Source organism: Neolewinella aurantiaca, assembly GCF_008014675.1.
Taxonomy (GTDB): domain Bacteria; phylum Bacteroidota; class Bacteroidia; order Chitinophagales; family Saprospiraceae; genus Neolewinella; species Neolewinella aurantiaca.
Genome location: NZ_VOXD01000003.1, coordinates 1 through 24,069, shown reverse-complemented (window position 1 = coordinate 24,069; position 24,069 = coordinate 1). Strand labels below are relative to the sequence as shown.

At 53.2% G+C, this 24,069-nt stretch carries 14 protein-coding genes and 1 pseudogene; 8 read left to right on the top strand and 7 right to left on the bottom strand.

Going from position 1 to position 24,069, the window contains the following annotated elements:
* Positions 1-147: 147 nt before the first annotated feature.
* From FUA23_RS02380 to FUA23_RS02370, 3 genes are all read right to left on the bottom strand, one after another.
* Positions 148-4,368, bottom strand: coding sequence for a T9SS type A sorting domain-containing protein (locus tag FUA23_RS02380; protein ID WP_187270857.1), 4,221 nt, complete (start codon positions 4,366-4,368; stop codon positions 148-150).
* A gap of 408 nt (positions 4,369-4,776) precedes the next feature.
* Complete coding sequence (ftsY, locus tag FUA23_RS02375) at positions 4,777-5,754, bottom strand: signal recognition particle-docking protein FtsY (RefSeq protein WP_147929114.1); 978 nt, start codon at positions 5,752-5,754, stop codon at positions 4,777-4,779.
* Positions 5,755-5,896: 142 nt separating this feature from the next.
* Positions 5,897-6,505 carry a hypothetical protein gene (locus FUA23_RS02370; RefSeq protein ID WP_147929113.1) on the bottom strand — a complete coding sequence of 203 codons (609 nt, stop codon included), beginning with the start codon at positions 6,503-6,505 and terminating at the stop codon, positions 5,897-5,899.
* Positions 6,506-6,876: 371 nt separating this feature from the next.
* Between FUA23_RS02370 and FUA23_RS02365 the strand changes: the two genes are divergently transcribed.
* On the top strand, positions 6,877-7,674 hold the full coding sequence (locus FUA23_RS02365) for an alpha/beta fold hydrolase (RefSeq protein ID WP_147929112.1): 798 nt from the start codon (positions 6,877-6,879) through the stop codon (positions 7,672-7,674).
* 37 nt (positions 7,675-7,711) lie between these two features.
* Here the strand turns inward: FUA23_RS02365 and FUA23_RS02360 are convergent, their stop codons facing one another.
* Positions 7,712-8,608, bottom strand: coding sequence for a glycoside hydrolase family 73 protein (locus FUA23_RS02360; RefSeq protein WP_147929111.1), 897 nt, complete (start codon positions 8,606-8,608; stop codon positions 7,712-7,714).
* A gap of 307 nt (positions 8,609-8,915) precedes the next feature.
* Between FUA23_RS02360 and FUA23_RS02355 the strand changes: the two genes are divergently transcribed.
* The 3 genes and pseudogenes from FUA23_RS02355 to FUA23_RS02345 form a co-directional block, all read left to right on the top strand.
* On the top strand, positions 8,916-9,770 hold the full coding sequence (locus FUA23_RS02355; RefSeq protein WP_147929110.1) for a hypothetical protein: 855 nt from the start codon (positions 8,916-8,918) through the stop codon (positions 9,768-9,770).
* Between the two features lie 156 nt (positions 9,771-9,926).
* Positions 9,927-10,913: a 6-phosphofructokinase gene (pfkA, locus tag FUA23_RS02350; protein WP_187270856.1), complete on the top strand. Its 987-nt coding sequence runs from the start codon at positions 9,927-9,929 to the stop codon at positions 10,911-10,913.
* A 212-nt stretch (positions 10,914-11,125) separates the two neighbouring features.
* Positions 11,126-12,040: pseudogene (locus FUA23_RS02345) on the top strand (hypothetical protein); the annotation flags it as partial.
* A 646-nt stretch (positions 12,041-12,686) separates the two neighbouring features.
* Here the strand turns inward: FUA23_RS02345 and FUA23_RS02340 are convergent.
* Positions 12,687-14,414 (bottom strand): sodium:solute symporter, encoded by a 1,728-nt coding sequence (locus FUA23_RS02340; protein ID WP_147929109.1) that lies wholly within the window; start codon positions 14,412-14,414, stop codon positions 12,687-12,689.
* A 354-nt stretch (positions 14,415-14,768) separates the two neighbouring features.
* On the opposite strand from FUA23_RS02340, the gene FUA23_RS02335 reads away from it, so the two are divergent.
* From FUA23_RS02335 to FUA23_RS02325, 3 genes are all read left to right on the top strand, one after another.
* Positions 14,769-16,643 carry an OmpA family protein gene (locus tag FUA23_RS02335; RefSeq protein ID WP_147929108.1) on the top strand — a complete coding sequence of 625 codons (1,875 nt, stop codon included), beginning with the start codon at positions 14,769-14,771 and terminating at the stop codon, positions 16,641-16,643.
* 162 nt (positions 16,644-16,805) lie between these two features.
* Positions 16,806-18,599 (top strand): OmpA family protein, encoded by a 1,794-nt coding sequence (locus FUA23_RS02330; protein WP_187270855.1) that lies wholly within the window; start codon positions 16,806-16,808, stop codon positions 18,597-18,599.
* 12 nt (positions 18,600-18,611) lie between these two features.
* Complete coding sequence (locus FUA23_RS02325; protein WP_147929106.1) at positions 18,612-19,133, top strand: peptide-methionine (S)-S-oxide reductase; 522 nt, start codon at positions 18,612-18,614, stop codon at positions 19,131-19,133.
* A 45-nt stretch (positions 19,134-19,178) separates the two neighbouring features.
* Here FUA23_RS02325 and FUA23_RS02320 read toward each other — a convergent pair whose 3' ends face one another.
* A complete protein-coding gene (locus tag FUA23_RS02320; protein WP_147929105.1) occupies positions 19,179-22,115 on the bottom strand; it encodes a DEAD/DEAH box helicase in 2,937 nt (978 codons plus the stop codon).
* Positions 22,116-22,513: 398 nt separating this feature from the next.
* Between FUA23_RS02320 and FUA23_RS02315 the strand changes: the two genes are divergently transcribed.
* On the top strand, positions 22,514-23,110 hold the full coding sequence (locus FUA23_RS02315; RefSeq protein ID WP_147929104.1) for a CopD family protein: 597 nt from the start codon (positions 22,514-22,516) through the stop codon (positions 23,108-23,110).
* A 12-nt stretch (positions 23,111-23,122) separates the two neighbouring features.
* On the opposite strand, the gene FUA23_RS02310 is transcribed toward FUA23_RS02315, so the two are convergent.
* A complete protein-coding gene (locus FUA23_RS02310; protein WP_147929103.1) occupies positions 23,123-23,782 on the bottom strand; it encodes an RluA family pseudouridine synthase in 660 nt (219 codons plus the stop codon).
* Between the last annotated feature and the right edge of the window lie 287 nt (positions 23,783-24,069).

The window sequence follows — 24,069 nt, the reverse complement described above, 5'->3', positions numbered from 1 at the left end:
CAGGTATTCCTGATCGCCAGTTGCATAACGATTTCCTTTGACCGTTCAGTTACGAAGATAAAAGAGCATAACCCCACCAATTCCCGAGGGAAAAGGCAGGGTCGCGCTACTCTCTAAAACTTTTGGTTCACACTCAGGGAACCAGCATTACCGGGCGGCAACCACGGTCATGCGTTTCGTAAGGCGGGTCTGTCCCACGGTAATCGTGTAGGTCAGAACGCCGGTATAATTATTCAGGTCGTCGAAGGTCGAAAGGGTGATTGTATTGCGTCCGGCCTGGCCTTCGAGTGACCGCTTCGTAACGATGCGGCCCTGGAGGTCATGCACTTCCAGTTTTACGTCACTGGCGCGGGGCAATTCAAACACGATGTTGGTCTGAGCGGCCACGGGGTTGGGGAAGTTCTGGTGCAGTATAACATCTGCTCCACCCGCGGTGGTCTCGCTGAATTCAAGGCTTAAGGTCGCCGTATTGCCTCCCGTCAGAATCGCCTCGGGGTAGGTCATTCGATCCGTGACGCTAAGATAGTCACTTATCCGGACATCAGGGGCGGCGGCGCGCAGGTGCAAAGTAAGTACAGGGGCATTGTCTTCGAGCTCATCGCCGTTGTAACTTACGGCAAGCAGGCCGTGGCTGAGGTAGCGATCGTTGACGTTTCCGGCGCTGAGCACTTCGGAGCTCCAGCCTTCGATTTCCAGACCCGATGCTGCATCGAAAGTTCCCTGGAAGCCGGCCAGGTCCCGGGCAGTGATGTCAAGATCGATACGTTCTCCGACGGCCAACGTTGCGTCGGATGCGGTGAGTGGTTGACTTTCGCGACCAGTGGACTGAACGAATACGTCGCCAATTTCGATGGCTACAAAATCAGCCTCACGGTTATGTCCCAGTAGTTCTTCCACCCGGTAGGTTGTAGGGAACACATCCGGATCCCACCCTTCGGTCAGTCCCTCCAGGTCGAAGTCGCGGCGGATGAAGCGCCAGGTCGGTCCTTCCGTGAACGTTGCGTCGATGCCGAGGATAACCCGACGAATAGCGATCATATCTCCGATGTCGATGAATCCATCGCCGTTCGCGTCTGCCGCGATCATACGGTAGGGATCTTCGATCAGGATAGCTCCCAGGGCGTGGGCACCGATGATGGTGATGTCACTGGTCTTGATTCTTTCGAGGTTCACCTCGTCGGGCATACTAGGCCGAATCATGTACTCATGGCCTTCCGAAAGTGCGGGGAAGAGGAAACTTCCGTTGGCGTCGGTGTACAGCATATCATCCATGGTGTCCATATCGCTGATGTGTACTTCGATTCCGTCGAGCAACTCATTTCTCGGAGAGGTAATGAACCCCGACAAAGAAGCTACATTCGCTGCGGTACAGCTGACCGTAGAGCTGGGCTCGATTACAGCAGTTGCATTACACAGGCCCGCCTGACCGTTCGGCGTGAATGCGTATACCTGAACGAGGATGTCACCTACGTCGTCACAACTGACCGGGAAGTCGGTTCTGTTGGTGCCGGGAACAAAGTTGGGGTCGTTGTATTCAAAGTCGCGGTAGATAGAATAGTCAACGTCTACGTTATTACAGTTTCCGTTGAGGCTCACGACGAAGTCGTCCGCTTCGACAAGTGCGGAACCGCCACCGGCACCGTCGTTCATCAGAACGAAGGTCAGGCGCCCGATACAAATCGGGGTTACGGTGCTGTTGTCCTGAATATCGAACTGAATGATCCGACCATTGACGTTGCCGCAGCCATCGGTTGCTGCCACCCGGATAGCGTGCTCTCCTACGGGTAATCCTGAGAGGATTACGTTGTAGTTGCCGTTACCGTCGCCGATTACTTCGTCAGACGTTAGTTCACGGGTAGCCGAGAAGCCTCCGCCGGCAACGAAGTTGAGGTCGAGTTCAACGTTCGTACTGAGGTTTGCGCCAACGCAGTCGTCGGTAATGGTGTAATCGATCTGAATACCTCCTCCGTTACAGTCTTCGCTGTTTGCGACATCAGAAGAAATATTCGTGATGGTTGGGGCGATGTTGTCGTACACCTTGATGAACTGAACGTAACGGAAGGCTCCACGGCTTTCGGAATCTGCGTAGCCGGTATCTCCGTCATTATCGCTGTCCGTGCCGAAGGCACCGAAGTTGTCGTCGACATCGAGGAAACCGATGTTGTTGAGGTTATCCCGGTCACTATCCTGGTCCAGTACTGCGACGTCGTCTCCTGCGTCCGTATTACCGTTAGGGATGACGTGCAGGAAGGTGGATTCTTCATAGTTACCGTCATTATCGGCATCGCGGCGGATGGTGTAAAAATCTCCGTTGCCATCGTACTCGCACCAGTTGATAATTTCGATCGTACGCCGGATCTTGAAACATGCATCAGATGCCGCGAAGAAGGTATCGACTTCCACATAGGAGACAACCATATCGCAGCCGAGTGGCGTGTAGACGAAGTCATTCACGTCAGGCATCAACCCACAGGTAGCGGATGCATCTCCCGGGAATTCTACCGTATAATTCCGTACGCCGCGGATGCTGATGATTTGTTCACATCCCGGAGCAGATACGAAGCCCTGCCCGTCGGTTACGGTGAAAGAGCGGTTAATGGTACCCGTTCCGCAGTCGTTGATGTTGGCGACGATGTTCTGAGCCGAGTATTCATTGCCACAGTTATCCAGGGTAGTGACTTCACCGAAGAGTTGGTCGAACATTTGTACTGTTCCTTCCGGATCAGTATTGTAAACAGCGTTTACATCTTCCGGCAGCATGGCGTCGGCTTCGCTACAGGTGAGGTTGAGGTTACCAGGTGCGATACAGATAGGAGCGGTGTTGTCTACAACATTAAGTACAGACATCCGGGTGTTGGTGTTGCCGTTCTCATCCGTTCCGCGGATGATGACGGGGATTCCCGTCACTACCTGATCGAGATCAACACAACTGAGGGTAATGCTTGGTCCGTAGGCACCGATTGGCATCAGGGAGTTGATGTTTGCGAAAGCGATCTCAAGCGTGATATCAGTACAGTCATCGTAAGAGCCTTCGTCAAGGTCGGTAGCGTTCACGGTGGCGAAGCCACTGCTGCTGAGGGCAACATTGAGAGCGTCTTCAACGATCATTACCGGACCGGAGCGATCTTCCACTACAATGTCGAGATCAGAAGTAGTCTGGTTGCCGCACTCATCCTCTGCTACGTAACGAATGATGTGAGGGCCTGCGGGCAGGAAGGGGGTCAGGCGGTCGGTTGCGCTTGAAGCGTAGACGTTGATGGCGCCGCTGATGTTGTCTTCATCGCCATTGATGAGAACGAACGCAGTAACGGTCATTAGAGCGGAACAGCCATCGGTGATGCTTAGTCCGGCCATATTGGTTGTCAGGTAGGCACCACATCCGGGAGCGTTGGTACTGAACACAAGCGGTCCGTCGTCTGGCAGCAGGTCGAAGTCAAGGTCCTGGGTAGGAGCTACGATGGTAGGTGCTCCGGTATCGCCCACCTTTACTAACTGAGTGAAAGTCTGGACATTATCCGTATCGCACCAGTCAATGACGGTATAAGTACGAACATACTTGATGGTGTTATTACAGATTTGGACGGCACCGCTATTGGTGAAAGATGCACCAACGTTACCATAAATCTCATTGAGGTAGACTGGTCCGTTGGGACCATTGAGGAAAGGGTAATCTTCGGGATCGGGATCGGGGAAGTTACCGCCGGCCAGTGCAGGATCGTTACACTCGTAAGTTACGAGATCGATGGGAGCGATGACGTTGGCTGAATTCGGCCGTTCGAGCACTATATCGTAGGTCACCGTAGTTGTTCCGTTATTTCCTGCGGGGTTGGGAGAGATGCAGTCGGCACTGGCGTCGGTAGCCATAAAGCTGCGACGGATGATGATGTCTTCGCAGGCGCCGGTGTTGATGATTTCGTCAGATACGACAACCGTTACATCGGAACATGCATCCGTGAAACGCGGGATGATGCCACCCGCGAGGAGGCGGTTCATCAGTTCTCCGGAGAGGGAGTTCATGAGGGGGAAGCCGGATGCTCCGTCAACCATAAAAGTACGCGAGATACTCGCGGGCAGTGTGTTGATCGTGAGTTCCTGCAATTGAGGAGTAAAGAAAGGCCCGATATTAGGGGTAGCGGTTCCAAATTGCTGAGGAGGCGTTGCGTCACGGGCGGTAATTGTACCGGAGCCGAAGGTGAAGCCAACAACAGAACTATCAGGGTTGGGGCGGATGGTGTAGTTGAACATTCCGCAGCCATCAACTATGGGGCCGTTATCCGGAGAGTTATCGTCTATTTCAATAATGAATGCTTCCTGAGGAGGGACGATACCGTCGCCATCTACATCTGAGTTGCCGGTAAGGAGATTCATATAAATGACATCCCGCGTGCAATCTTCATTTAATTCGAGATTAACAAAGGCAATACTTGCAAAATTAACTTCGTAAGTGGTACCTTGTGCTAAGAGTGAGGCGTTTGCCAATGTCAACATCAGCATTGTTGACAAAAGTAAGCAGTTTACTTTGTACATAAGAGTGTGGATTGTATGTCACAGCTTCCTCCTTCCGTTCACTGAATTAAGGATGCTGAATTAGAGAGTAAAAAAATCTGACTTCAACGAGAATAACCATTGCCGTGGTCCTCGCCGAAGCTTACGAATCACACTAAGAAAACAGGAGCCGATTTCATCTTGCCGGATGTCATCGGCTTCTTTCGTTTGCGCGATTCGGAAGGGTAAACTGCCTCTTTTAAAATATGTGCACGGAATAGCAAAAAAAAATCAAGAAATTTTCATTTCGCTGCCAAACAGGCTATCCACAAAGGCCCGTTTGTTGAATATCTGGAGGTGATCTATGCCCTCTCCCACGCCGATATAACGAATCGGAACGCGGAAAGAATCGGTAATTCCAATCGCCACACCACCCTTTGCTGTACCGTCCAGCTTAGTAAGTGCCAACGCTGTTACGTCAGTCGCTTCAGTAAAAGCCTTAGCTTGCTCAATGGCGTTTTGGCCCGTAGTGGCGTCTAATACCAGCAAGACCTGGTGCGGGGCCGAAGGAAGAGCCTTAGTGATAGACCTTTTAATTTTAGAGAGTTCCTTCATCAGGTTGAACTTCGTGTGCAAGCGTCCTGCCGTATCGATTATCGCTACGTCGCAGTTGTTGTCTACTGCATATTTGGTGGTCTCATACGCTACTGCTGCCGGATCGGTGTACATTCCCTTTGAGTAGAATTCACAACCTACGCGTTCCGACCAGATTTTCAGCTGATCTACCGCAGCGGCCCGGAAGGTGTCGGCTGCGCCGAGCACTACCTTCTTTCCCTGGAGCTGATACTGGTTGGCTATCTTGCCGATAGTAGTAGTTTTACCCACTCCGTTAACGCCCACAACAAGGATGATGGCAGGGCCGTCCCCCTCGGTAGGAGGCAAAACGTAATCTTCGTAATCGACGTCGTTTTGCTCAGCGAGCAGGTTTACGATTTCGCTGCGCAGAATCTCATGGAGTTCTCCGGTGTTTACGTATTTGTCTTCAGCGACGCGTGCCTCGATCCGCTCGATGATTTTAATTGTGGTGTCCAGCCCCACGTCACTTGAGATCAGGATAGACTCCAGTTCATCCAGAACCTCCTCGTCTACAGTGTCCTTACCCGCAACTGCTCTGCTGATCTTGTTGAAGAAGCCGGCCTTGGTTTTTTCCAGGCCTTTATCGAGGTCTTCTTTCTTCTCTTTATTGAAAAACTTCTTGAAAAAGCTCATGTAGTATGGTGTTAGCAGTTTACTGGAGAGCAAAGGTAACACTCTAAGTGCAGGATTTGATGCAAATCGGGTTCGACTAACCGCCTGCGTCCTTATCCATTGCGGACAAAGAGCTGAACAGCCCCCCTCGTAAGAAACCTGCTTACCACATAAAATCAGTTAGGGTCCGCGGGAAGAAGAGTAATGGGAGGCGTGCGTCAGTGTTTACCATCGTGCGGATCGAGGTATTGACCATCGGCAAATTTTCCAGAAGAAAATTAGGGAGTTGGACAGATCCATCAAGTAAAGCATGGTGCGGAGTATCCGCTAACTCGGCGTAGCTACACCGGCCGTTGGTTACGCCAAGATTGAAATGGACTCTACTGAAATGAGCACACTGAAGAAGGCGGGGCGTATCAAGAACCGAAAACGCCAGTTGCCCGTCCGTGAGATTTGCTGCTTCCAGAATATCACGAACCGGATTGAGTTTCTTTTCCTGACTGGTAACAACCAACTGGATCAGCTCCTCCTCCCCTACGCCCCAATTAAGGCGTTCGAGAAGTACGTTAGTATCGGTATAATCGGCATCGCTGATGAGAGCGATGCGAATGTTTCGTTTTCGAAGCCAACGAAAAACGGCTTCTATATCTGATGCTTTTTCAAGAGCGGCGGTACGGAGAAAACCTTCCATCCCGTCCTGGACCCGGACGCAGACATCTTCCAGGCGAAAAATACCTAGCTGAATATATTGATTTAATCGAGAGTAAGACATTTGGTATAGGCTCGAAACTGTAAATAAAAACACCCTTCCGGGTGGATTCGCTGACGCGCTGAGTGGACTCTGTAAATATCATTCCCAGACCAGAAACTAACAAGCAGGCCCCTTCAATATAATAGACTGTATATCAATATTTAATGCGGGGTTAATACATGCGTTATTCTAAGATTATTTAAGGCACATTGGCTTAACAATGGTTTTGAAGTACCTTTCCGGACCAGATTGCCTTCTCCAGGCTGATCCGCCAACCGGCTTCAGGCTTTTGCCATTACTCATGTCGATGGCTCTCATACAGGCCAGGATTTACCCATCACTACCAGACAACTGTAATCCTCGTGTTACATTTGCAACTTAAGCATGCTCATTTGCAAGACCTTCTCCACTATACCACCCATTTAACGGGCAAAGACGATTCTGAATGGATGATTTTCATCCACGGTGCCGGCGGCAGCTCACTCACCTGGAAATTTCAGATCGAGGGTTTCAAGCCTTTTTACAATCTGCTGCTCATCGACATGCGGGACCACGGTTACAGCAAGGACCTTCAGCCAAGCTACCGGGTTTATGATTTTGACATCATCGCCGACGATCTGATCCGCACTATCGATCATACCGGTGTTACGCGTGCTCACTTCATAGCACTTTCTCTGGGCAGTATCATCCTTCAGAAACTCAACGCTCTCCGCCCGGAGATGATGAAGACAATGATTATGTGCGGGGGCGTATTCAAAGCCGACTGGCGGATCAGCACTTTTGCGCACTTCGGAAAGTTCATGAGTTACTTTGTCCCTTTCAGGTGGATATACGACGGTTTCATCCTGATCGTAATGCCAAGGAAGAACCACAAATTCAGCCGGGTCCAGTACCGTAAGCAATCGCTCAAGCTGGCGCCAGGCGAATTCCTCAAATGGCTGGGACTTTATAAGGACTTCTTCAGCGTCGTTGGAAAGTTCTATGACCGAAAGCTAAAAACGCCAAGCCTCCTCGTCAACGGCGATCAGGACCACGTCTTTCTCGATGCCGCCAGGCGTTACAACAAGAAGCATCAGCCTCTGGCCGAATTGGTTGTAATGGAGGGCCGTGGGCACCTTTGCAACCTCGAAGACTGGAGAGGCTTCAACAAAATCGTGCTCAGCTGGCTAAGCCAACTAAGCAAAGCCTGATGAAAATACTACCGTAGAGTATGGCCGGCCGAGTGGCTCATGCTTCTACTCTATCGTAAGCATCCAGGCCGAGGTTCTCGATGATTTTCACCAGTTTATGCCCGTAGTTTTTGTCAGTAGCGTAGCCGCAGGCCTTCAGGCCGTGGGCCCATTTTACGTAATCGGTCCCGTAGGTCTTCAGTTTAGCGTACCGTTTGGTGTTGAGCAGCTTCGAGTGCTCCCGGAAAGACTCTGCTACCGAATTGAAAACGCGGAACATATCATAACGGGTATCGTCTCCGTAATTACGACAGGTACAGCCGAGGCACTTGCTCCTGCATTTGATCCCGAAATGATTGTTGGAATTGACGGCAAGCTTGCTGTCTCCCGCATTCGACTCCAACAAACCCTGAGCAAGCGTGATGCTGGCAGGAATACCAAATTCAGCCATTTCGTTTTGGGCGGCTCCTGCGTAGCGGCGCAAATAGTTCTGAACCCGCTCCTTCTTCGCTTTGATGATCGTTGCGGGCAGGCCTTTCCGCTCTCCGTAATCAGGGCTGAGTACTAAAGTCAGATTACTGATGTGCGGAGCAGGATCATCGGTTCGTGCAACTTCGTTGAAACCATCGTGGGCCGAGGCAATAGCGACCGTCTTTTCGGAAGTTGACGAAGCAGGCTCGGCAGCAGGTGCAATGAAAGAGGCCAGAAGAGCAGAGGCAGAGGCCTCCACTCCGGACAGCCAGCCTTTACCTACCGACGCCTCCGACAGCACCGCAGTTTCGCCGCCCGGCATAGGGTCGTATATATCCACACTGAAACTCAGCCCTCTGCTGATGCAGAAATACAGGATTAGTGCAATCAGGAAAATTTCCACAGCGTAGTAAGCGCCATAACTGAGAGCTTTTGCAGAAAAGCGCTCCACCCTCGTGGATTGGGGAGTAGAAGAAACTGACATATTCTTTTGTTTTTGCAACCAGAAAATAAGAAGGGTCTGTAAATAAATGTTTGAAAAAAAGCGACACCATCACAAATATAAACCTTTTTGTTTTAAAAATAAAACAATTCAAAACTTTTTGTTTTCAAACATCCTTCTGTGGTTCATGACCTTCCGGGGGAGCCTGATAGCCAACCTGACCGAACCTAAAAAGATGCCCGGAAAGAAAAATCAGGTGCGAACATGCTTTAAAACTTTCTCTGCACCTGCGTGCCCGCCCTACTTAGTGTAAAATATACACTACCTTCGCCGGGCTAAAATATCCATCATGTTATTAATTGCGGATTCTGGGTCTACCAAGGCCGATTGGGCCTGGGTTGCCAAAGACGGCGAGACCTCTTACGTACATACCGCGGGGTACAACCCAGTGGTTCATCCCAAAGAATTATTCCATGGGGAAATGGACCGCCTTACCACAGAACTTCTTCCCGGCCTGTCGCCAAAAGAAGTACACTACTATGGTGCCGGTTGTTGGGATTATAAGCGAAAGCAGGTAATTCAGGACCGGATTCAACAAAGCTGGCCGGAGGCAAAAGTTCTGGTTATGCACGATTTGCTGGGTGCTGCCCGCGCGGCCTGCGGCCGTAACCCCGGTATTGCCTGTATCCTGGGAACGGGCTCCAACACTTGTTCTTACGACGGAGACGACGTGACGGACAACGTTACCAACCTCGGCTTCATGCTGGGTGATGAAGGCAGTGGCTCCCACCTCGGAAAAGCCCTCCTGCGCACCTACTTTTACCGGGAGCTGGACGATGAACTGACCGATGCCTTTGAGAAATTTGCGAAAGTCGACAAATCGGACATCCTCGATAAGGTTTACGAGTCTGACATCCCCAACACCTACCTGGCCAGCTTTACCCGGTTTATGGGTGAGCACCAGGACCATCCGTTGATTCAAAAAATAGTATTCACCAGTTTTGCCGAATTCCTGGACCGCCACGTTCGTAAGTACCGGGGTCACCTGGACCTGCCGGTCAGTTTCATCGGTTCAATAGCCTTCCACTTCAAACCCATCTTACTGGCCGCCATGCACGAGCGCGACCTGAAAGTTGGTCGGTTTGTACACAAACCGATTGAAGCCCTTGCCGATTTCCACCGCTCGGTGGCAACCTTCAAGTAAGGCACTATCCGCCGGGTGAGCCCGTTGATCTTGATGGGCCCGGACGGTATCGATCCGGAATGCCCGGGCACAGAATGAGGAGATCTCGCAACTCACTTATTCAACTGGTTATTTGTAATTTTGCGCTGTCGTAATTGCCGCCCCAAGAAAACATACATGAAAAGAGAAAATATCCGAAGAATAGCTGTGTTCACCTCTGGAGGAGACGCTCCGGGCATGAACGCCGCCGTACGCGCCGTGGTCAGAACTGCAGCATGGAACAAACTCCACGTCTACGGAATCGAACGTGGTTACGAGGGCATGATTGACGGGCACTTTAAAAGAATGGAGCGCCGCGACGTAGCCAACATCATCCAACGCGGAGGAACCGTTTTACGGACCGCCCGCTCGATGCGATTCATGACGCCCGAAGGGCGAGCAATGGCCGCTGATCATCTGAAGGCGTACGACATTGACGCCTGTATCGCCATCGGCGGAAACGGCACCTTTACCGGCGCCAAGGTTTTCAGTGAAGAATACGACATTCCCTTCATCGGCGTTCCCGGAACGATCGACAACGACCTCTACGGAACAGACTACACCATTGGTTTCGACACTGCCGTGAATACAGCCATTGAAGCAGTTGATAAGATTCGGGATACAGCCGACAGCCATAACCGCCTTTTCTTCGTTGAGGTGATGGGCCGCCACTCCGGTTACATCGCTTTGCATACGGCAATTGGCTCCGGAGCTAGCTCAGTTCTGATTCCCGAAGCAGAGACCAATATTGAAGACCTCAAGACAGTTCTTCGTAAAAACAAGGCGCGGGGCAAACTCTTCAGTGTCATCGTCGTCGCAGAAGGGCACCACCTGGGTGGTGCTGCGGGAGTATCGGCCCTGATCAAAGACGAACTGGCCAGTATGGAGCCTAAGGTTACGGTGATCGGTCACCTGCAGCGGGGCGGAGCCCCGACGGCCCTGGACCGGGTACTTGCCAGTCGCCTTGGACACCATGCCGTAAACCGTCTTCTGGAGGGCGAGGAAAACGTTGCTATCGGCATCGTAAACGATAACATCTTCACCTGCCCCTTCGAAGAATCCATCACGAAGCAGAAACAACCACGCGAGGCTCTGATCCGGATGGCATCCATTCTGGCGATCTAGCAGGCTGGCTTTTCTCAGTTCGCCAATTGAATGGTTCATAATCAGCGAAGTAAGGGAGATGCAGTATAATCTACCAAGATACAACATGAGTGCAAATCGGGCCCTTTATACCAGCGACTCTTTTCAGACTTAACCCTGAGTTAACCTGGCTTCCGAACAAACGCATCTATCTTGCCGCTAAGTAAGCGAACTACTCAAAAATCGGATTAACAATGGACCCCACTCTTATTATCATGTGGATCGGCTTTATCCTTGCCGGCTATGCCGTTGTAGGCAATGATTCGATTCAGACCCTGGGTACTTTTTTGGCTTCCAACGAAGACAAGCCCTGGTACGTATTGTGGGGCTTTTCCGGCTCTATCCTCGCATTGACACTCGTATACGGCTGGTTCAGTTACACCGGTGACGTCAGCTACGGTCGACTCGAGAAGTACGCTTTCGTAGAAAACATGTCCTGGCCTTATTTACTACCACCGCTGGTGCTCATGTTGCTTACCCGTACGGGAATTCCGGTAAGCACGAGTTTTCTTGTACTGACCTTCTTTAAGCCCAAAGGACTATGGGACATGACCGAAAAGTCAGTTCTCGGTTATGCCCTCGCCTTCTGTGTGGCCATCATTGTATGGCAACTCGTTACCAAACTGCTGGACAAGCGGTTTATCGACAACAAAATTACCGGAAGCCAAAAGCGCAATTGGTCAATTCTTCAGTGGTGTTCCACGGGCTTCCTCTGGGGGCAGTGGCTGATTCAGGACTTTGCCAATATCTACGTCTATCTCCCCCGGGCACTGACCGGGTTTGAGCTCGTCCTTTCCCTCGGCATTCTGCTGGCGATGCTGGCTTTCATCTTCTACAGCAAAGGTGGTAAGATCCAGAAAATCGTTAAAGAAAAGACGAACACAACTGATATTCGTTCGGCTACAATCGTCGACTTCGTATACGGTGTACTTTTACTGTTCTTCAAAGAATTCAGTAATGTTCCAATGTCTACAACCTGGGTATTCCTCGGGCTGCTGGCTGGTCGGGAAATTGCGATCCGTTACACCATTGAGCTGATCAAAGAGCCCAGCGACATCAAGAAAGCACCGATGTGGCACTACGCAGGCATCGCGCTCAATGTGGTTATCCTGCTCCTGATCGGGTACGTGGTCTACCTCAGAGATCAGGCAACCGACATCAACTGGATCATCCCTGCCATGGCTTCCGCTATGATCGGCCGTGCTTTCATAGCGTACATGGAAACCATCCCCGGTCGACTCAACCTCAACGCAGCTTTTAAAGATGTAGGCAAAGACCTCGCTAAGGTTTCCTTCGGCCTTCTGATCAGTGTAGCCCTGGTTTACCTGATGCGCTACCTCGTTCCCGGCCTCGAAGTAGTTGGTTGATAACCTCAAAAGCATAAGCCCTTAAAAACTGGTGCTCTGTCAAGCTCAGATTTTCGGGTTAGCTGCGGTGTCTTTTGGCGGCTGGCTACGTTACTCGAATTCTCACTCAGCTACGGCTAAGCTCCGGTTTAAGCGCCTTGCCAGCCACCAAAACCTACCAGCACCCAACCCGAAAATTGAACATTGACAGAGCACCAGATTGCAGTATTCAGATCGCCAACGATCCGAATACTGCAATTTTCTTTTAGAGCAGTGCCTGCTCCTGGTCCGGGAGTCCTTTCGCCAGGGTAAGAGTACCCTTACAGCCTTCGCCGGCAAACGAAAGTTTCAATGCGAGGCGAATACTACTGCATACGAGCAAACACTATGCGAATCATTCGGAGGAGCTTCAGGAAGCACCAGATCCCATTGCCCGCTTCACCGCTTTACTGCCTGAAGAGAAAAACCAGGCCAGTACAACCGTGAGTACGCATCCGATCAGGTTGAGCCACAGGTAAGCGAGCTCAAACATCTCGAGGTAAGTGGCAATGAAGGTCAACACCACAAAAGTTTCGGCGATCAGAGCGCCACTGAGGACTGACTTACTACCGATCTTCTTGAAAAAGAAAGCGACCACGAACACGCCCAGAATAACACCGTAAAAGAGCGACCCAATGATGTTGACCGCCTGAATCAGGTTATCGAACAGGTTGGCTACCGCAGCGAAGCTGAGCGCGACACAGCCCCACATAATCGTCAGCATTTTGCTGGCCTTCAGGTAATGCTCGTCAGATTTCTCCTTCACCAGGCTGCGCCGGTAGATGTCCACAAGGGTTGTGGTAGCCAGAGCATTAAGCTCCGAGCTGGTGCTCGACATCGCCGCCGAGAAGATGACCGCCAGGAGCAACCCTACCAGCCCGATGGGCAGATAATTGATGATGAAGGTGATGAAGACATAATCACGGTCTTCTGTGATCGCCTCAACGTCGACGCTTTTAATCAGCGCGTCCACCTCTCCCGCAATCTGATTGCGGTTAAAGACAGCATCAGCGAGGGCTAGTTTCGCCTCATCGGACTGTACCTCATCATTCGACCTCAGTGCTTCCACCAGCGCGGTAGAAGCCTCGGAAGTGGCCGAACTTAACTGGTTGTATTCTTCTTCCAGCGCAGTGAGCTCCGTGGCATACTCCGAATTGCGGACCTTCTCGAGGTTGGCGGTATTGAAGTGAACCGGCGGCGTAGCGAAAAGGAAGAAGACAAAAACCATGATACCCACGAAGAGTACCAGAAACTGCATCGGCACCTTAAATATGCCGTTGAACAGCAGCCCGAGCCTGCTCTCGGTAAGGCTTTTGCCCGAGAGATAGCGCTGCACCTGGCTCTGATCGGTGCCGAAATAACTCAGAAAAAGGAAGGTTCCACCCAGCATTGCCGACCAGATATTGTACCGGTCGTTGAGGTCGAATTTGAAGTCGATCACTTCGAGTTTCCCCAGTGACCCGGCCACGTTGAGGGCATCGCTCAGCCCTACCCCTTCGGGCAAACGGTTCACCACGACAAAACCGGCAGCAACCATCCCCAGCAGGATTACGATCATCTGCTGTTTCTGCGTAACCGAAACAGCCTTAGTCCCTCCCATTACCGTGTAAAAGATCACGACAATACCAATCAGAAAGATGGTCAGCCCCAAAGACCACCCCAAAATACTGGACAGAATAATGGCCGGTGCATAAATAGTGATTCCTGCGGCCAGCCCGCGTTGCATGAGGAAAAGCAGCGCAGTCATGGTTCGGACCCGCACGTCGAAGCGGCTTTCCAAATATTCGTAAGCGGTATAGACCTGTAAACGATAATAGATCGGCAGCACAAACACACACAAAATGACCATTGCCACCGGCAGGCCAAAGTAAAACTGTGCAAAACCGAGTCCGCTTTCGTACGCCTGCCCGGGCGTACTCAGAAAAGTGATCGCGCTCGCCTGAGTAGCCATCACCGAGAGGCCGATGGTCCACCACTTCAGGTCGCGGTCGCCCATCAGGTAACTTTTGACGTTGTTTACCGAACGTGTTTTCATTACGCCATAAATGACGATTGCAGCGAGGGTGCCGGTCATTACCAGCCAGTCAATTGTGCTCATGCGTAAGCGTTACTAAAAAGATAAAATAAAATGATGAGCACAACGTGGAGCACGAGCACCACGGCATAGATTCGACGCCAACTACCAAGCACCGGAGGTGTTTCGTCGTTAGGATTAAATTCGTTCGGGTCTGACATGGGCGCAAGTTAGCTTTTCGGGATGAAACTTCATACTACAAACGTAGTTAAACTTTCCAGCAGGCACTTTTTAGGTAGGCGCGGCCGCGGGTGCAGGGAACGTTTCTGGAAAAGGCAACGCCCGGAGCCGTTAAAGTCTGGTGCCCGGGCAAGATATTAACAGCCAGAACGCTGAGTGAAATACACCGTTTTCCGAAATCCCATTATTCCGCCTGATATGAAAGCATTCTACTATTCGATCCTACTTTTGTCTTTCTCCTTCGCTGCAAAAGCCCATACCGACACGCTGTACTTAACCCAGTCCATCTATTTCGCCTCAGCCCTCGACGTGCCCGGCCCTGCCGAAATGGACAAACTGAAAACATTCGCGAACGAACTGAAAGGTTACGCCTCCTATAGCCTTAGCGTTGAGGCCTTCACCGATGAACAAGGAACGGATGCCTACAACGAAGAGCTCGCTCAACGAAGAGCCTTACATTGCACCCGCGCCCTCGCCCAAGTCAATGTGGTGCCAGCTACAACAGCCATTTCCTCCTACGGCGAACAACGCGCTCGCCAAAACACGGCGACCGATACCGAGCGCAAAAAAGACCGCCGTGTCGACTTAGTCGCAACCGTCGTTCGCTGGCGCAACATCGGGGAAGCTATCGCCAGTACTAACCCCAAACAAGTCGTAGCAAACCTGAACCCTACCCTGCCCCAGTCCATCGAAGGCAAAAAGGGAGGTCTTTTTGAGATAGCTCCCAACACTCTGGTCCGGGAAGACGGTAGCCCCGCCGTAGGTCCGGTCAGTATTGAGCTCGCCGAAGCCTACGAGCTCACCGATATTCTCCTGGCTGGCCTCACCACCACCTCCGGTGGGCAACGCCTCGAAACGGGCGGCATGATCAACCTAACCGCGACCGACGCGGAGGGGCATCCTCTGCAACTGAAACCTGGTGCAGAAATCTCTGCGTCTATCCCCACCGATTATTTCAATCCGGATATGAAGATTTTCACCGGCACCGACCTCAACCCAGACGGGGTCCCGACCAATTGGGAACTGACCGCCGGGTCAGTTTCCCTCCCGAAGAAACCCAGTTCGGAGATTCTGACCTTCGAAGAATATCTCGAAAAAATGGGAATATTACTGGATAGATTCATTGACTTTTCTTTGGCCAGAAGGGGAGGCTGTGACTTGGTACCAGATATGCGCCCTAAACCCTGTCTGGATTTTTACGACTGGCTCTACACCTATCCGGGACCAGATACTCCAGCCTACATCAACTTCGCTACCTACCACGTACCGCCCAGGCCCGACCCGGTAGACACCAACGCTATCGTTTACCAACCGGTGGGCTCGGAAAAATTGTTCATGTCGAAAAAGCAAAGGCAAAATATAACGACCCAGCGTCGTCAGCGGGCACTAAAAGTTTATACCCGCAAACTTGAACGGCACGAACGTTCATCAGCCCACAAAGCACAGATTCCGGTCAGAAACGATCGTCTGCGGAAGCAGTACGAAGAGGATATGCTGGTTTGGCGTGAAGAAGCAACCCAAAGAAAGCAAATGGCACTGGCTGGCCTTACCCGTCATGATTATCTGTTATCTGAAGCCGACAGACTGGTCCGCATCGGGAAACTAAAAGCAGCCGAAGAGATAAAGCAGAGAGCGATCGAAGGTATGGAGGCAGAAATATCCGCAGCAGAGGATTTGTCCGGTAAGTCATGGGCGGTTGAGCGATACGTTTTCACGGTTAACCAGCTCGGCTGGGCCAATTGTGACATGTTCACCGGCGAGACCAATTTAGCACCGGTTGCAGTTCGGATCAACTACAGCAGCCCTTCCGCGAAAGTGATGCTACTTCCCGTAGGTCGCCGGTCGGTCATCGCTTACAACCGGAAGAAAAACGGCATCTGGCGCAACCAGGGCATCCCCGAAGCACTCAACTACCACATCATTGCTTTTGAGGTACTCGAGGGGAAGATGGTTCTGGCCCATAAGTTCGTCTCAGAAGCAAACAACGAATTACAAGAGGTAGACTACAAACCGGTCTCAGTCACCGAATTGAAGCGCAAAATGGCGGAATTGATCGAAAGCGAAGCGAAGTAACCGGAACCGCACAATCAATAAGCCAATCCCCCCTCTCAACCAAAAGTTGTTAAAATCTGCATCCGGAGCAATAGGAGACAACACCACCCGATTAACTGTACTGAGGTTGCAACTATGTACAACTTCCTTACCTTTAAGACTATACCCACAACCCACACCTTCATGAGATACCTGTATACTCTTTGCCTTCTCACCCTTCTTTGCACCTGCGCAAGCGCCCAGGGCGAAAATCTCCGCCTGACGGAATCCGTATACTTCTCTTCTGCTGCTCACGAACCCAATGCTGAGCAAACCGAAAAGCTCGTTGCCTTTGCCAATACCCTGAGCAGCTATGCCGACTACAGTCTGAAGATCGAGGCCTTCACCGACGAAAAAGGGACCGAGGCCTTCAATAAGGCCCTTGCCGAACGCCGCGCCAACGCCATCGCCGAGGCCCTGGCCAGCCGAAACGTAGTCTCTTCTGCCGTAGAAGTACTCAGCTACGGCGAACAACGCGCCCGCCAAAACACCACCGACGACACCGAGCGCAGCAATGACCGCCGCGTAGACCTGGTTGCTACCGTTACCCGCTGGGAAAGCGCCGACGCTGCCATTAAAACAGCCCGCGCCGAGCAACTGCAAACGATCACTATCGCCAACCCAACGGTTCGGCAGGCGATCTCCGGCAATAAAGGCGGCGCTTTTCTGATCGAGGCCAACTCTCTCATTTACCCCGACGGGACGCCGGCCACCGGCCCCGTCTCCGTAGAGCTCATCGAAGCTTACGACCTCTCCGATATGCTCATCGCCGGACTCACTACAACCGCCGCAGGTAAGCGTCTCGTTACAGGAGGCATGATCAGCCTCACCGCAAAGGATGCCGAAGGAACTCCGCTCTCCCTCCGGACCGGTGCCTCCATCACCGCCGCCACCCCAACGGACGACTTCAACGAGCAAATGCGCATCTTCTCCGGCGCCAACCACGACGAAAACGGCACGCCCACCGACTGGGCCATCACCACCGGAGGTGTCGCCAATTCCGCCGAAGCGCTGTTCCGCTCCCTGCCGCCTCTTCCCGAACTGATCACCTACCGCCTCGTAGCCGAAGAAAATATTGGGAGTAGAATGTACGCCTGGCGGCAAGCCAACCCGGAACCCCAAAAGCCCACACTCGGCAAGGTTGACCATAATTTTCTCTCCCGTAAGCCAGTCCCTCCGGTACTGGAGGAAATTGTCTATGAGCCCAAAGGACTGGGCGGCGTATTCGAATCCAAAGCTAAGCGGGACGAAAAGACCGCCGAACTGCGCCGTAAAGCCACTGCAGCTTATGAGCGCCATCAGGAACGTTACGACCGCGCGGTAGCTTATCACGAAGGGCTTCCCGCCCGCAACGAGGCACTTAAGGCAGAATATGCTGCAGCAGCAAAAGACTGGCAAGATCGCTTCGACGCCAAGAAAGAAAGCCTCATGTCCGTCGAGATGCGCCGCCTGCGGGCCGAAGAAGCCGCCCGCCGCGAGAAGTACATGGCCGCCCGTGCCGCACGCACAGCCGCTCTGGGAGAACAGCTGGCGGGCCTCAACGACCTGACCGGCCAGCAAAGCAACATATCCCGTTACTTCTTCAGCGTCAATCAACTGGGCTGGACGAACGTAGACATTTACCCCAACGAACAAGGGAACATTCAGCTGTTCGCCCGGGTGGAAAACAGCACCCGCGATGCCACGGTCGTACTGATCCCTACCGATCGGCGTTCCGTAATCGCCTACCAGCCCGGCCTCGAGGAGGGGGTTTGGCAGCGCCGTGGCATCCCGGCGGGCGTAGGCTACCACGTAATCGCCTATCAGGTAATGGAAGGCAAACTGGTTATGGCGCATCGCTTTGTCGACAAAGCCACCAACGTGCCCGCTCAGCTCAGCTACGAGCCAGTCGCGATTACCGACCTAAAAGATCGAATTGCCGGAATCCTGGGGAGCTAACCTACCGAGACATTGTCCGATAATTTGCAAAAAATAGCCCTGGGTGGCGGATGCCACTGGTGTACCGAAGGCGTCTTTGTGTCTTTGCGTGGCGTGGTACGGGTGGAGCAGGGCTGGGTGTCCGCTCCCCCGCCCCACGATGCTTTTTCGGAAGCAGTGATCGTGCATTACGACCCAAAACGAGTTTCTGCCGAGGACCTGATCGGTGTCCATCTGGAAACGCATTCCGCAACCAAAGATCACGGGCTGCGCCACCGTTACCGTTCGGCTGTTTATGCTTTCTCCCCTGAAGATGAACTACGGTTTAAAGCGGTTCTGACCCAGTTGTCAGTAAATTTTACGGAGCCACTGATCACCGGGGTCTACCCTTTCGTTGACTTCAGACCTTCCCTGCCGGAGCATCAGGATTATTACCGGACGGACCCAGAACGGCCGTTTTGTGTACGGTTCATTGCGCCAAAACTGGAAGCTCTGCGTGCTTCGCGGCCCGACTTGCTGCCGTCATCCACGGGTACCACAACCCCACAGAAATAACTAACTACCAACCAGTCTCTCAGGCGCGCACATGCTCCGGCCGGGCTAATCAAGCAGGTATTCCAGCTCCGCCTTATCGAAGTCGAGCCCGCCGCCGGCACCGATGATGTCCTCGGCCAACTGTTTTTTGCGTTGCTGCAGTTTGTTGATTTTCTCCTCGATCGTATCCTTACTCAGGAATTTACGGGCAAAGACGTTCCCGGTGCGCCCGATCCGGTGGGCGCGGGCGATGGCCTGGTCTTCGATGGTCGGGTTCCACCACGGATCGAGGATGAAGACGTAGTCGGCCGCAGTGAGGTTCAGGCCGGTACCGCCCGCTTTGATGGAGATGAAGAAGGTTTGCACCGAGGGGTCTTCCTGGAAGCGCTTAACTTCATGGGCCCGGGTTTTGGCGTTGACCGATCCGGTAATCCAGGCGTGCGGCTCGTTGGCCGCAAGGAGTTTTTCGCGGAAGAGCTCGAGGTGCTTCACCATGCTGGAGAAGATGAGCACTTTGTGGCCCGCCCGGCGAACGGTATCCCACTGTTCGTAGACTTCGCTGAATTTTCCGGAGTCTTTGTCGTAGTGCTCATCCATCATAACCGGATGGTTGGCCAGCTGCCGGAGGCGGGTAAGAGTTTGTACCACCCGGAGCTTGTACTGACCGTCATTCGGAGAAAAGCTGCCAAGCAGGGCGTTGCGGGCGGCAGATTTTTCGAGTTCGTAGGCTTTGCGCTGCGCCTTCGTCATATCGCAGTAGAAGACCTGGACGTCAAGATCCGGCAGGTCGGGTGCAACCTGTTCTTTGGTTCTTCGCAGCAGGTGCGGGGTAACCAGCTTACGGAGCTGCTCTTTCTTCTTCTCGTCATCGTGAACCTCGATGGGCGTAATGAAAGCTTTCTTGAAAAAGGCGAAGTTGCGCAGCAGGCCGGGGTTGATGAACTGCATCTGACTCCAGAGATCAGACAGAGAGTTTTCGATCGGCGTACCGGACAGGCTGACACGGTGCTTTGCGTTGAGTTCGTTGAGGGCCTTGAAGACCTTACTCTGGCGGTTTTTGATTTGTTGGCTTTCGTCGAGGACGATGTATTCCCACTCGATCTGTTCGAGGATGGATTGATCGCGCAGTGCAGTTTGGTAGGTCGTCAGCAGTACATCGAAGCGACGCAGGATGCGGGGGTCTTTGGTCCGGCTTTGCCCGGTGTGTGTTTCTACCGTCAAGCTGGGAGCGAAGCGATCAAGTTCGTTGCGCCAGTTGAAGACGAGTGAGCTTGGAAGCACCACCAGTGCTTTGAGCGGCTGCAGGAATTCTTCGTCGGCGGCAGGCGCGGCGAACAGGTCGAGTTGCGGTGCGGGTTCATTGCTCTTCAATCCTCCCTCTGCACCTGCGGCCGCGCCCAGGCGCTCCTTTGCGTACAGGAGAACGGAGATCGTCTGCAGGGTCTTACCCAGGCCCATATCGTCGGCGAGGCAAGCTCCCAAAAGTTCGTGGTAATGGCGAACCAGCCAGCGCGCTCCTTCGAGCTGGTAAGGGCGCAGGGTTGCCTTGAGTTTAGGGCTTGGCTGAAAAGCTTTTGCCATGGCATCGGCGTGGCCAGCGTCCCCGACTTCGAGTCCCATAGGAGCCAGCAGCGGGGCCTGAGAGCGGGCCATCTTTACCTTTTTGCCTTCCACCTTTGCGAACTGAAGCCCCGGCCGGTACTTCGCGAACCACTCCTCCGGAATCAGGAAAATATCGCCATCCGGCAGCGGGAACTTGCGCTCTTCGCGCTGGATGAAACGCACCAGTTTAGAGAAGGGAATCTCGTGGGGCCCGACGACGACGGTCCCTTTCAGGTCGAGCCAGTCGTTGTCCTCCGCAATTTCCAGGCTCACCGTTCCTTCATGAACGCTGAAGCGGTTACCGGCCTCCTCCGGCGGAACTATCTCGATGCCCGCTGCGCTCAGTTCTCCTTCGCGCTGCAACAACCAGCGGAGGGCCTCGAAGTGGCCATCGGCGGGTGTTTTCAGGGCGTTGTTGCCAGGAATCCGGACCAAGCCCAGTTCAAGCAATGGCCGCAACAATTCGGCCTCTGCTTCCTGGTCGCGTACAATGCGCGTAAGCCGGAAAGGTGGCTTGATGTTGTGGTCTACGGTCGTGAGTCGCGGATCGCCGAGCGGGAAAGATTTGCGTCCGTACACGAATTCGGGGTAGAGATAATACTTTTCTTCGAACGGGTGAGGCCGGGCGGCCAGGCGCAGTTTGTCGGGAGCATGAATCTCGTCGTACTGAAAGCCTTCGGCGACGATGCTGTTGCGTTCAGCCAGGCGGACAACAAATTCCCGCCAGTATTTTTCCATCTTCTCCGGCGGGACCTGCACCCCATCCCGGGTAAGAAAAGGCTTGATCTGGTCGCCGTTGAGTTCACCGATCTGAACCAGTTCTTTGTCCAGACTCAGCCAGCCCGGCGTCGGGTGGTTGGTGATCACGCGGATGTCGTGGAATCGCAACGGGGAGGTCTTTCCGTTCTGATCGATGATGCGGAACTGGTAATTGATGCCGTCTTCGTCGACAATGAATTTGAGCATCGGTTCCGGGCAGTGCGTAGCGAACGGCACCAGGTAGTCGTGCGGTTCTTTGCGGGGCGGCAGGCCAATGGCAACGGCGTAGCCGTTGGCCCGGCAGAGTTCCAGAATCTCTGCAGAGCGGTGGTGAACGTAACGTATGACCGCCGCCCGGTCTTTATTCTTATCGGAGAGCAAGCCCGGCAGGGTGGGCACTTTTTTGGCTCCCTTCCGGTGCGCCTCGGCGATGTTCTTTTCCCGCAGGCTTTCCGCAAGGGTGAGTGCGCGCTCGAGCGCGGGCGTTTTCTCGATGTTGTAAATCCCCAGGCCTGAGGCCTGAGCTGCCTGCTGAACCTTTACTAACCGGCCGGCGGTATTCCGGCCCGCAATGAGGGCTTTGGGCAGAAAAATACCGTTTCGGAATTCGAAATTAAATAGGACTTCGGCTGTTTGAGGCACCGCTTGTTTTTTCTGTGAAAATCAGTTTAAGGAGGCGAAGGTAGCCCATTGGGGCCTTAATCTGTTAGTATTTCGGCGCCTTCGTTCCGACAAATTCGAGGTCGAAAGGTCAGTTTGGGCGCGCTCACGGCTTCTCCTGTCGTTCGTCGGGTACCTTCTGGCGGGCACGCAGGTGCAAGGTGCGTTTTTCGAAGTCCGCTCCTCCGGAAGAGGGTTGAGGGCGTACGGGCAGTTACATCACTCAGGATCAGCCAACATAGCATGATGCGACCAAAGGTCGCTTTTCCCCGCTCTCCGCCGGAGGCGGAGGCGGCCGGGTGACGCGGGGCCGGGGCAACCCTTTGGGTCTTTTACGCTGAGGTAACACTAGCTATCTTTCATCGCACTACCTTCGCCTCATGATTACCAACATCATCCTCATCGCCAAGGCCCTGCACGTAGTGGGCTTCGTGTCCTGGTTTGCCGGGTTATTTTACCTCGGGCGCGTACTCGTCAACCACGCTGACACTGAGAACATCGAGCCCGTTGCCGCAGATGGTGCCGCAGCCACCCGTAACCGTCTGAAAAAAGAAATCCTGCACGAAGAGTACTCCGCTACGGCGGCCCGGGTGTACAACATTATTGTCAACCCGGCGATGATGATAACCTGGCTGGCGGGGTTAACGATGATTGGGTTCAACCCTGCCTATTTGCAGAGCGGCTCTCCGGGCTGGTTGCACGTAAAACTGCTCTTCGTGGTGCTGTTGGTTGTGTATCAGTTGTACACAAAAAAGGTCCTCATGCTGCCGATGGCCGCCGGAGCGCGGCCGTGGTCGGATTGGCAACTTCGCCTGTGGAACGAGGTTCCGACTTTCTTCCTGGTCAGCGTTCCGTTTCTCGCCGTCTTCGGGAAGATGGGATCACTGAACTACCTGTACCTCGCCATCGGGGTTGCGCTGTTTTCCTTCATGGTTTGGCGGGGTGCGGTTGGGTACCGGAAGCGGCGGAAAGAATAACCTCCCGACCTTTTATTTCGGGGTTGTAGCCCAGTCTATTGCAGGAGCACTCACTTCTGTTCGCTCTCCCGTATGCGGGTCCGCAAACCCGAGCCGCACCGCCCGCAGGCAAATGCACTCCGGCAAATAAATCCGTTCCGAGCCGTAGGTGACATCACCGATGATCGGCGCACCTGCGGTGGCGAGCTGTACCCGGATCTGGTGAAAGCGGCCGGTGATGGGCGTGATCTCGTAGAGGTAATCCTCTTCTACTCTTCCCACGAGTTTGTAATGGAGCAAAGATTCTTTTGCCCCCGCAACCGGCCGCTTCGAGGCAACGGCTTTACGCCCTTTGTGGTCGCGGGCGAGGTAATGTTTCAGGCTTCCCTTTTCGGCAGGTAAAGGCGTAGCAGTACGGGCGAGGTAGGTTTTGTCCACCTTCTTTTCCTCGAATGCTTTGTTGAGCAACCGGAGGGTAGAAATGTTCTTCGCCACGATAAGGCAGCCGGAAACCGGCCGGTCGAGCCGGTGAACGATGCCCACGTAGGGAGGTTTCGTGCTCCCTGGTCTTCGCCACTGCACCAGCGCCCGCGCCTCTACGGTATCGTTGTTGAAGTTTCTTTCCACCGCTATTCCGGCGGGTTTATCGATTACCACGTAGCCTTTGCCGGCATGAAGGATAGTAAGTTCCATGGGCGAAAGGTAGGAACCAGGAAACTGAAAACCGGAAGGGCGCAAACCAGAGTCTGTATCACGAGATGCACTACTATCACGAACTTGCCGCTTGTCACGTCTCCCCTCTCCCGAGGAGAGGGGCCGGGGGCAGGGCTAACGCATACTATAAAATTAATCTAGCCGGGATTGTTTTCCGTTATTGAGTCATGCAAAATAAGGAAACGACCAATCTCCCCCTTGATCCATTACCTGGAGTCGATCAGATTCCTGACCCAAGAAACGCTTGTTTGGTTCACCATCCACTT

Excerpts from the sequence above, each read along its gene's own strand:
- FUA23_RS02380 (WP_187270857.1), bottom strand. The coding sequence starts at position 4,368 with ATGAATCTCCTTACCGGCAACTCAGATGTAGATGGCGACGGTATCGTC.
- ftsY (WP_147929114.1), bottom strand. The coding sequence starts at position 5,754 with ATGAGCTTTTTCAAGAAGTTTTTCAATAAAGAGAAGAAAGAAGACCTC.
- FUA23_RS02370 (WP_147929113.1), bottom strand. The coding sequence starts at position 6,505 with ATGTCTTACTCTCGATTAAATCAATATATTCAGCTAGGTATTTTTCGC.
- FUA23_RS02360 (WP_147929111.1), bottom strand. The coding sequence starts at position 8,608 with ATGTCAGTTTCTTCTACTCCCCAATCCACGAGGGTGGAGCGCTTTTCT.
- FUA23_RS02355 (WP_147929110.1), top strand. The coding sequence starts at position 8,916 with ATGTTATTAATTGCGGATTCTGGGTCTACCAAGGCCGATTGGGCCTGG.
- pfkA (WP_187270856.1), top strand. The coding sequence starts at position 9,927 with ATGAAAAGAGAAAATATCCGAAGAATAGCTGTGTTCACCTCTGGAGGA.
- FUA23_RS02340 (WP_147929109.1), bottom strand. The coding sequence starts at position 14,414 with ATGAGCACAATTGACTGGCTGGTAATGACCGGCACCCTCGCTGCAATC.
- FUA23_RS02335 (WP_147929108.1), top strand. The coding sequence starts at position 14,769 with ATGAAAGCATTCTACTATTCGATCCTACTTTTGTCTTTCTCCTTCGCT.
- FUA23_RS02330 (WP_187270855.1), top strand. The coding sequence starts at position 16,806 with ATGAGATACCTGTATACTCTTTGCCTTCTCACCCTTCTTTGCACCTGC.
- FUA23_RS02315 (WP_147929104.1), top strand. The coding sequence starts at position 22,514 with ATGATTACCAACATCATCCTCATCGCCAAGGCCCTGCACGTAGTGGGC.
- FUA23_RS02310 (WP_147929103.1), bottom strand. The coding sequence starts at position 23,782 with ATGGAACTTACTATCCTTCATGCCGGCAAAGGCTACGTGGTAATCGAT.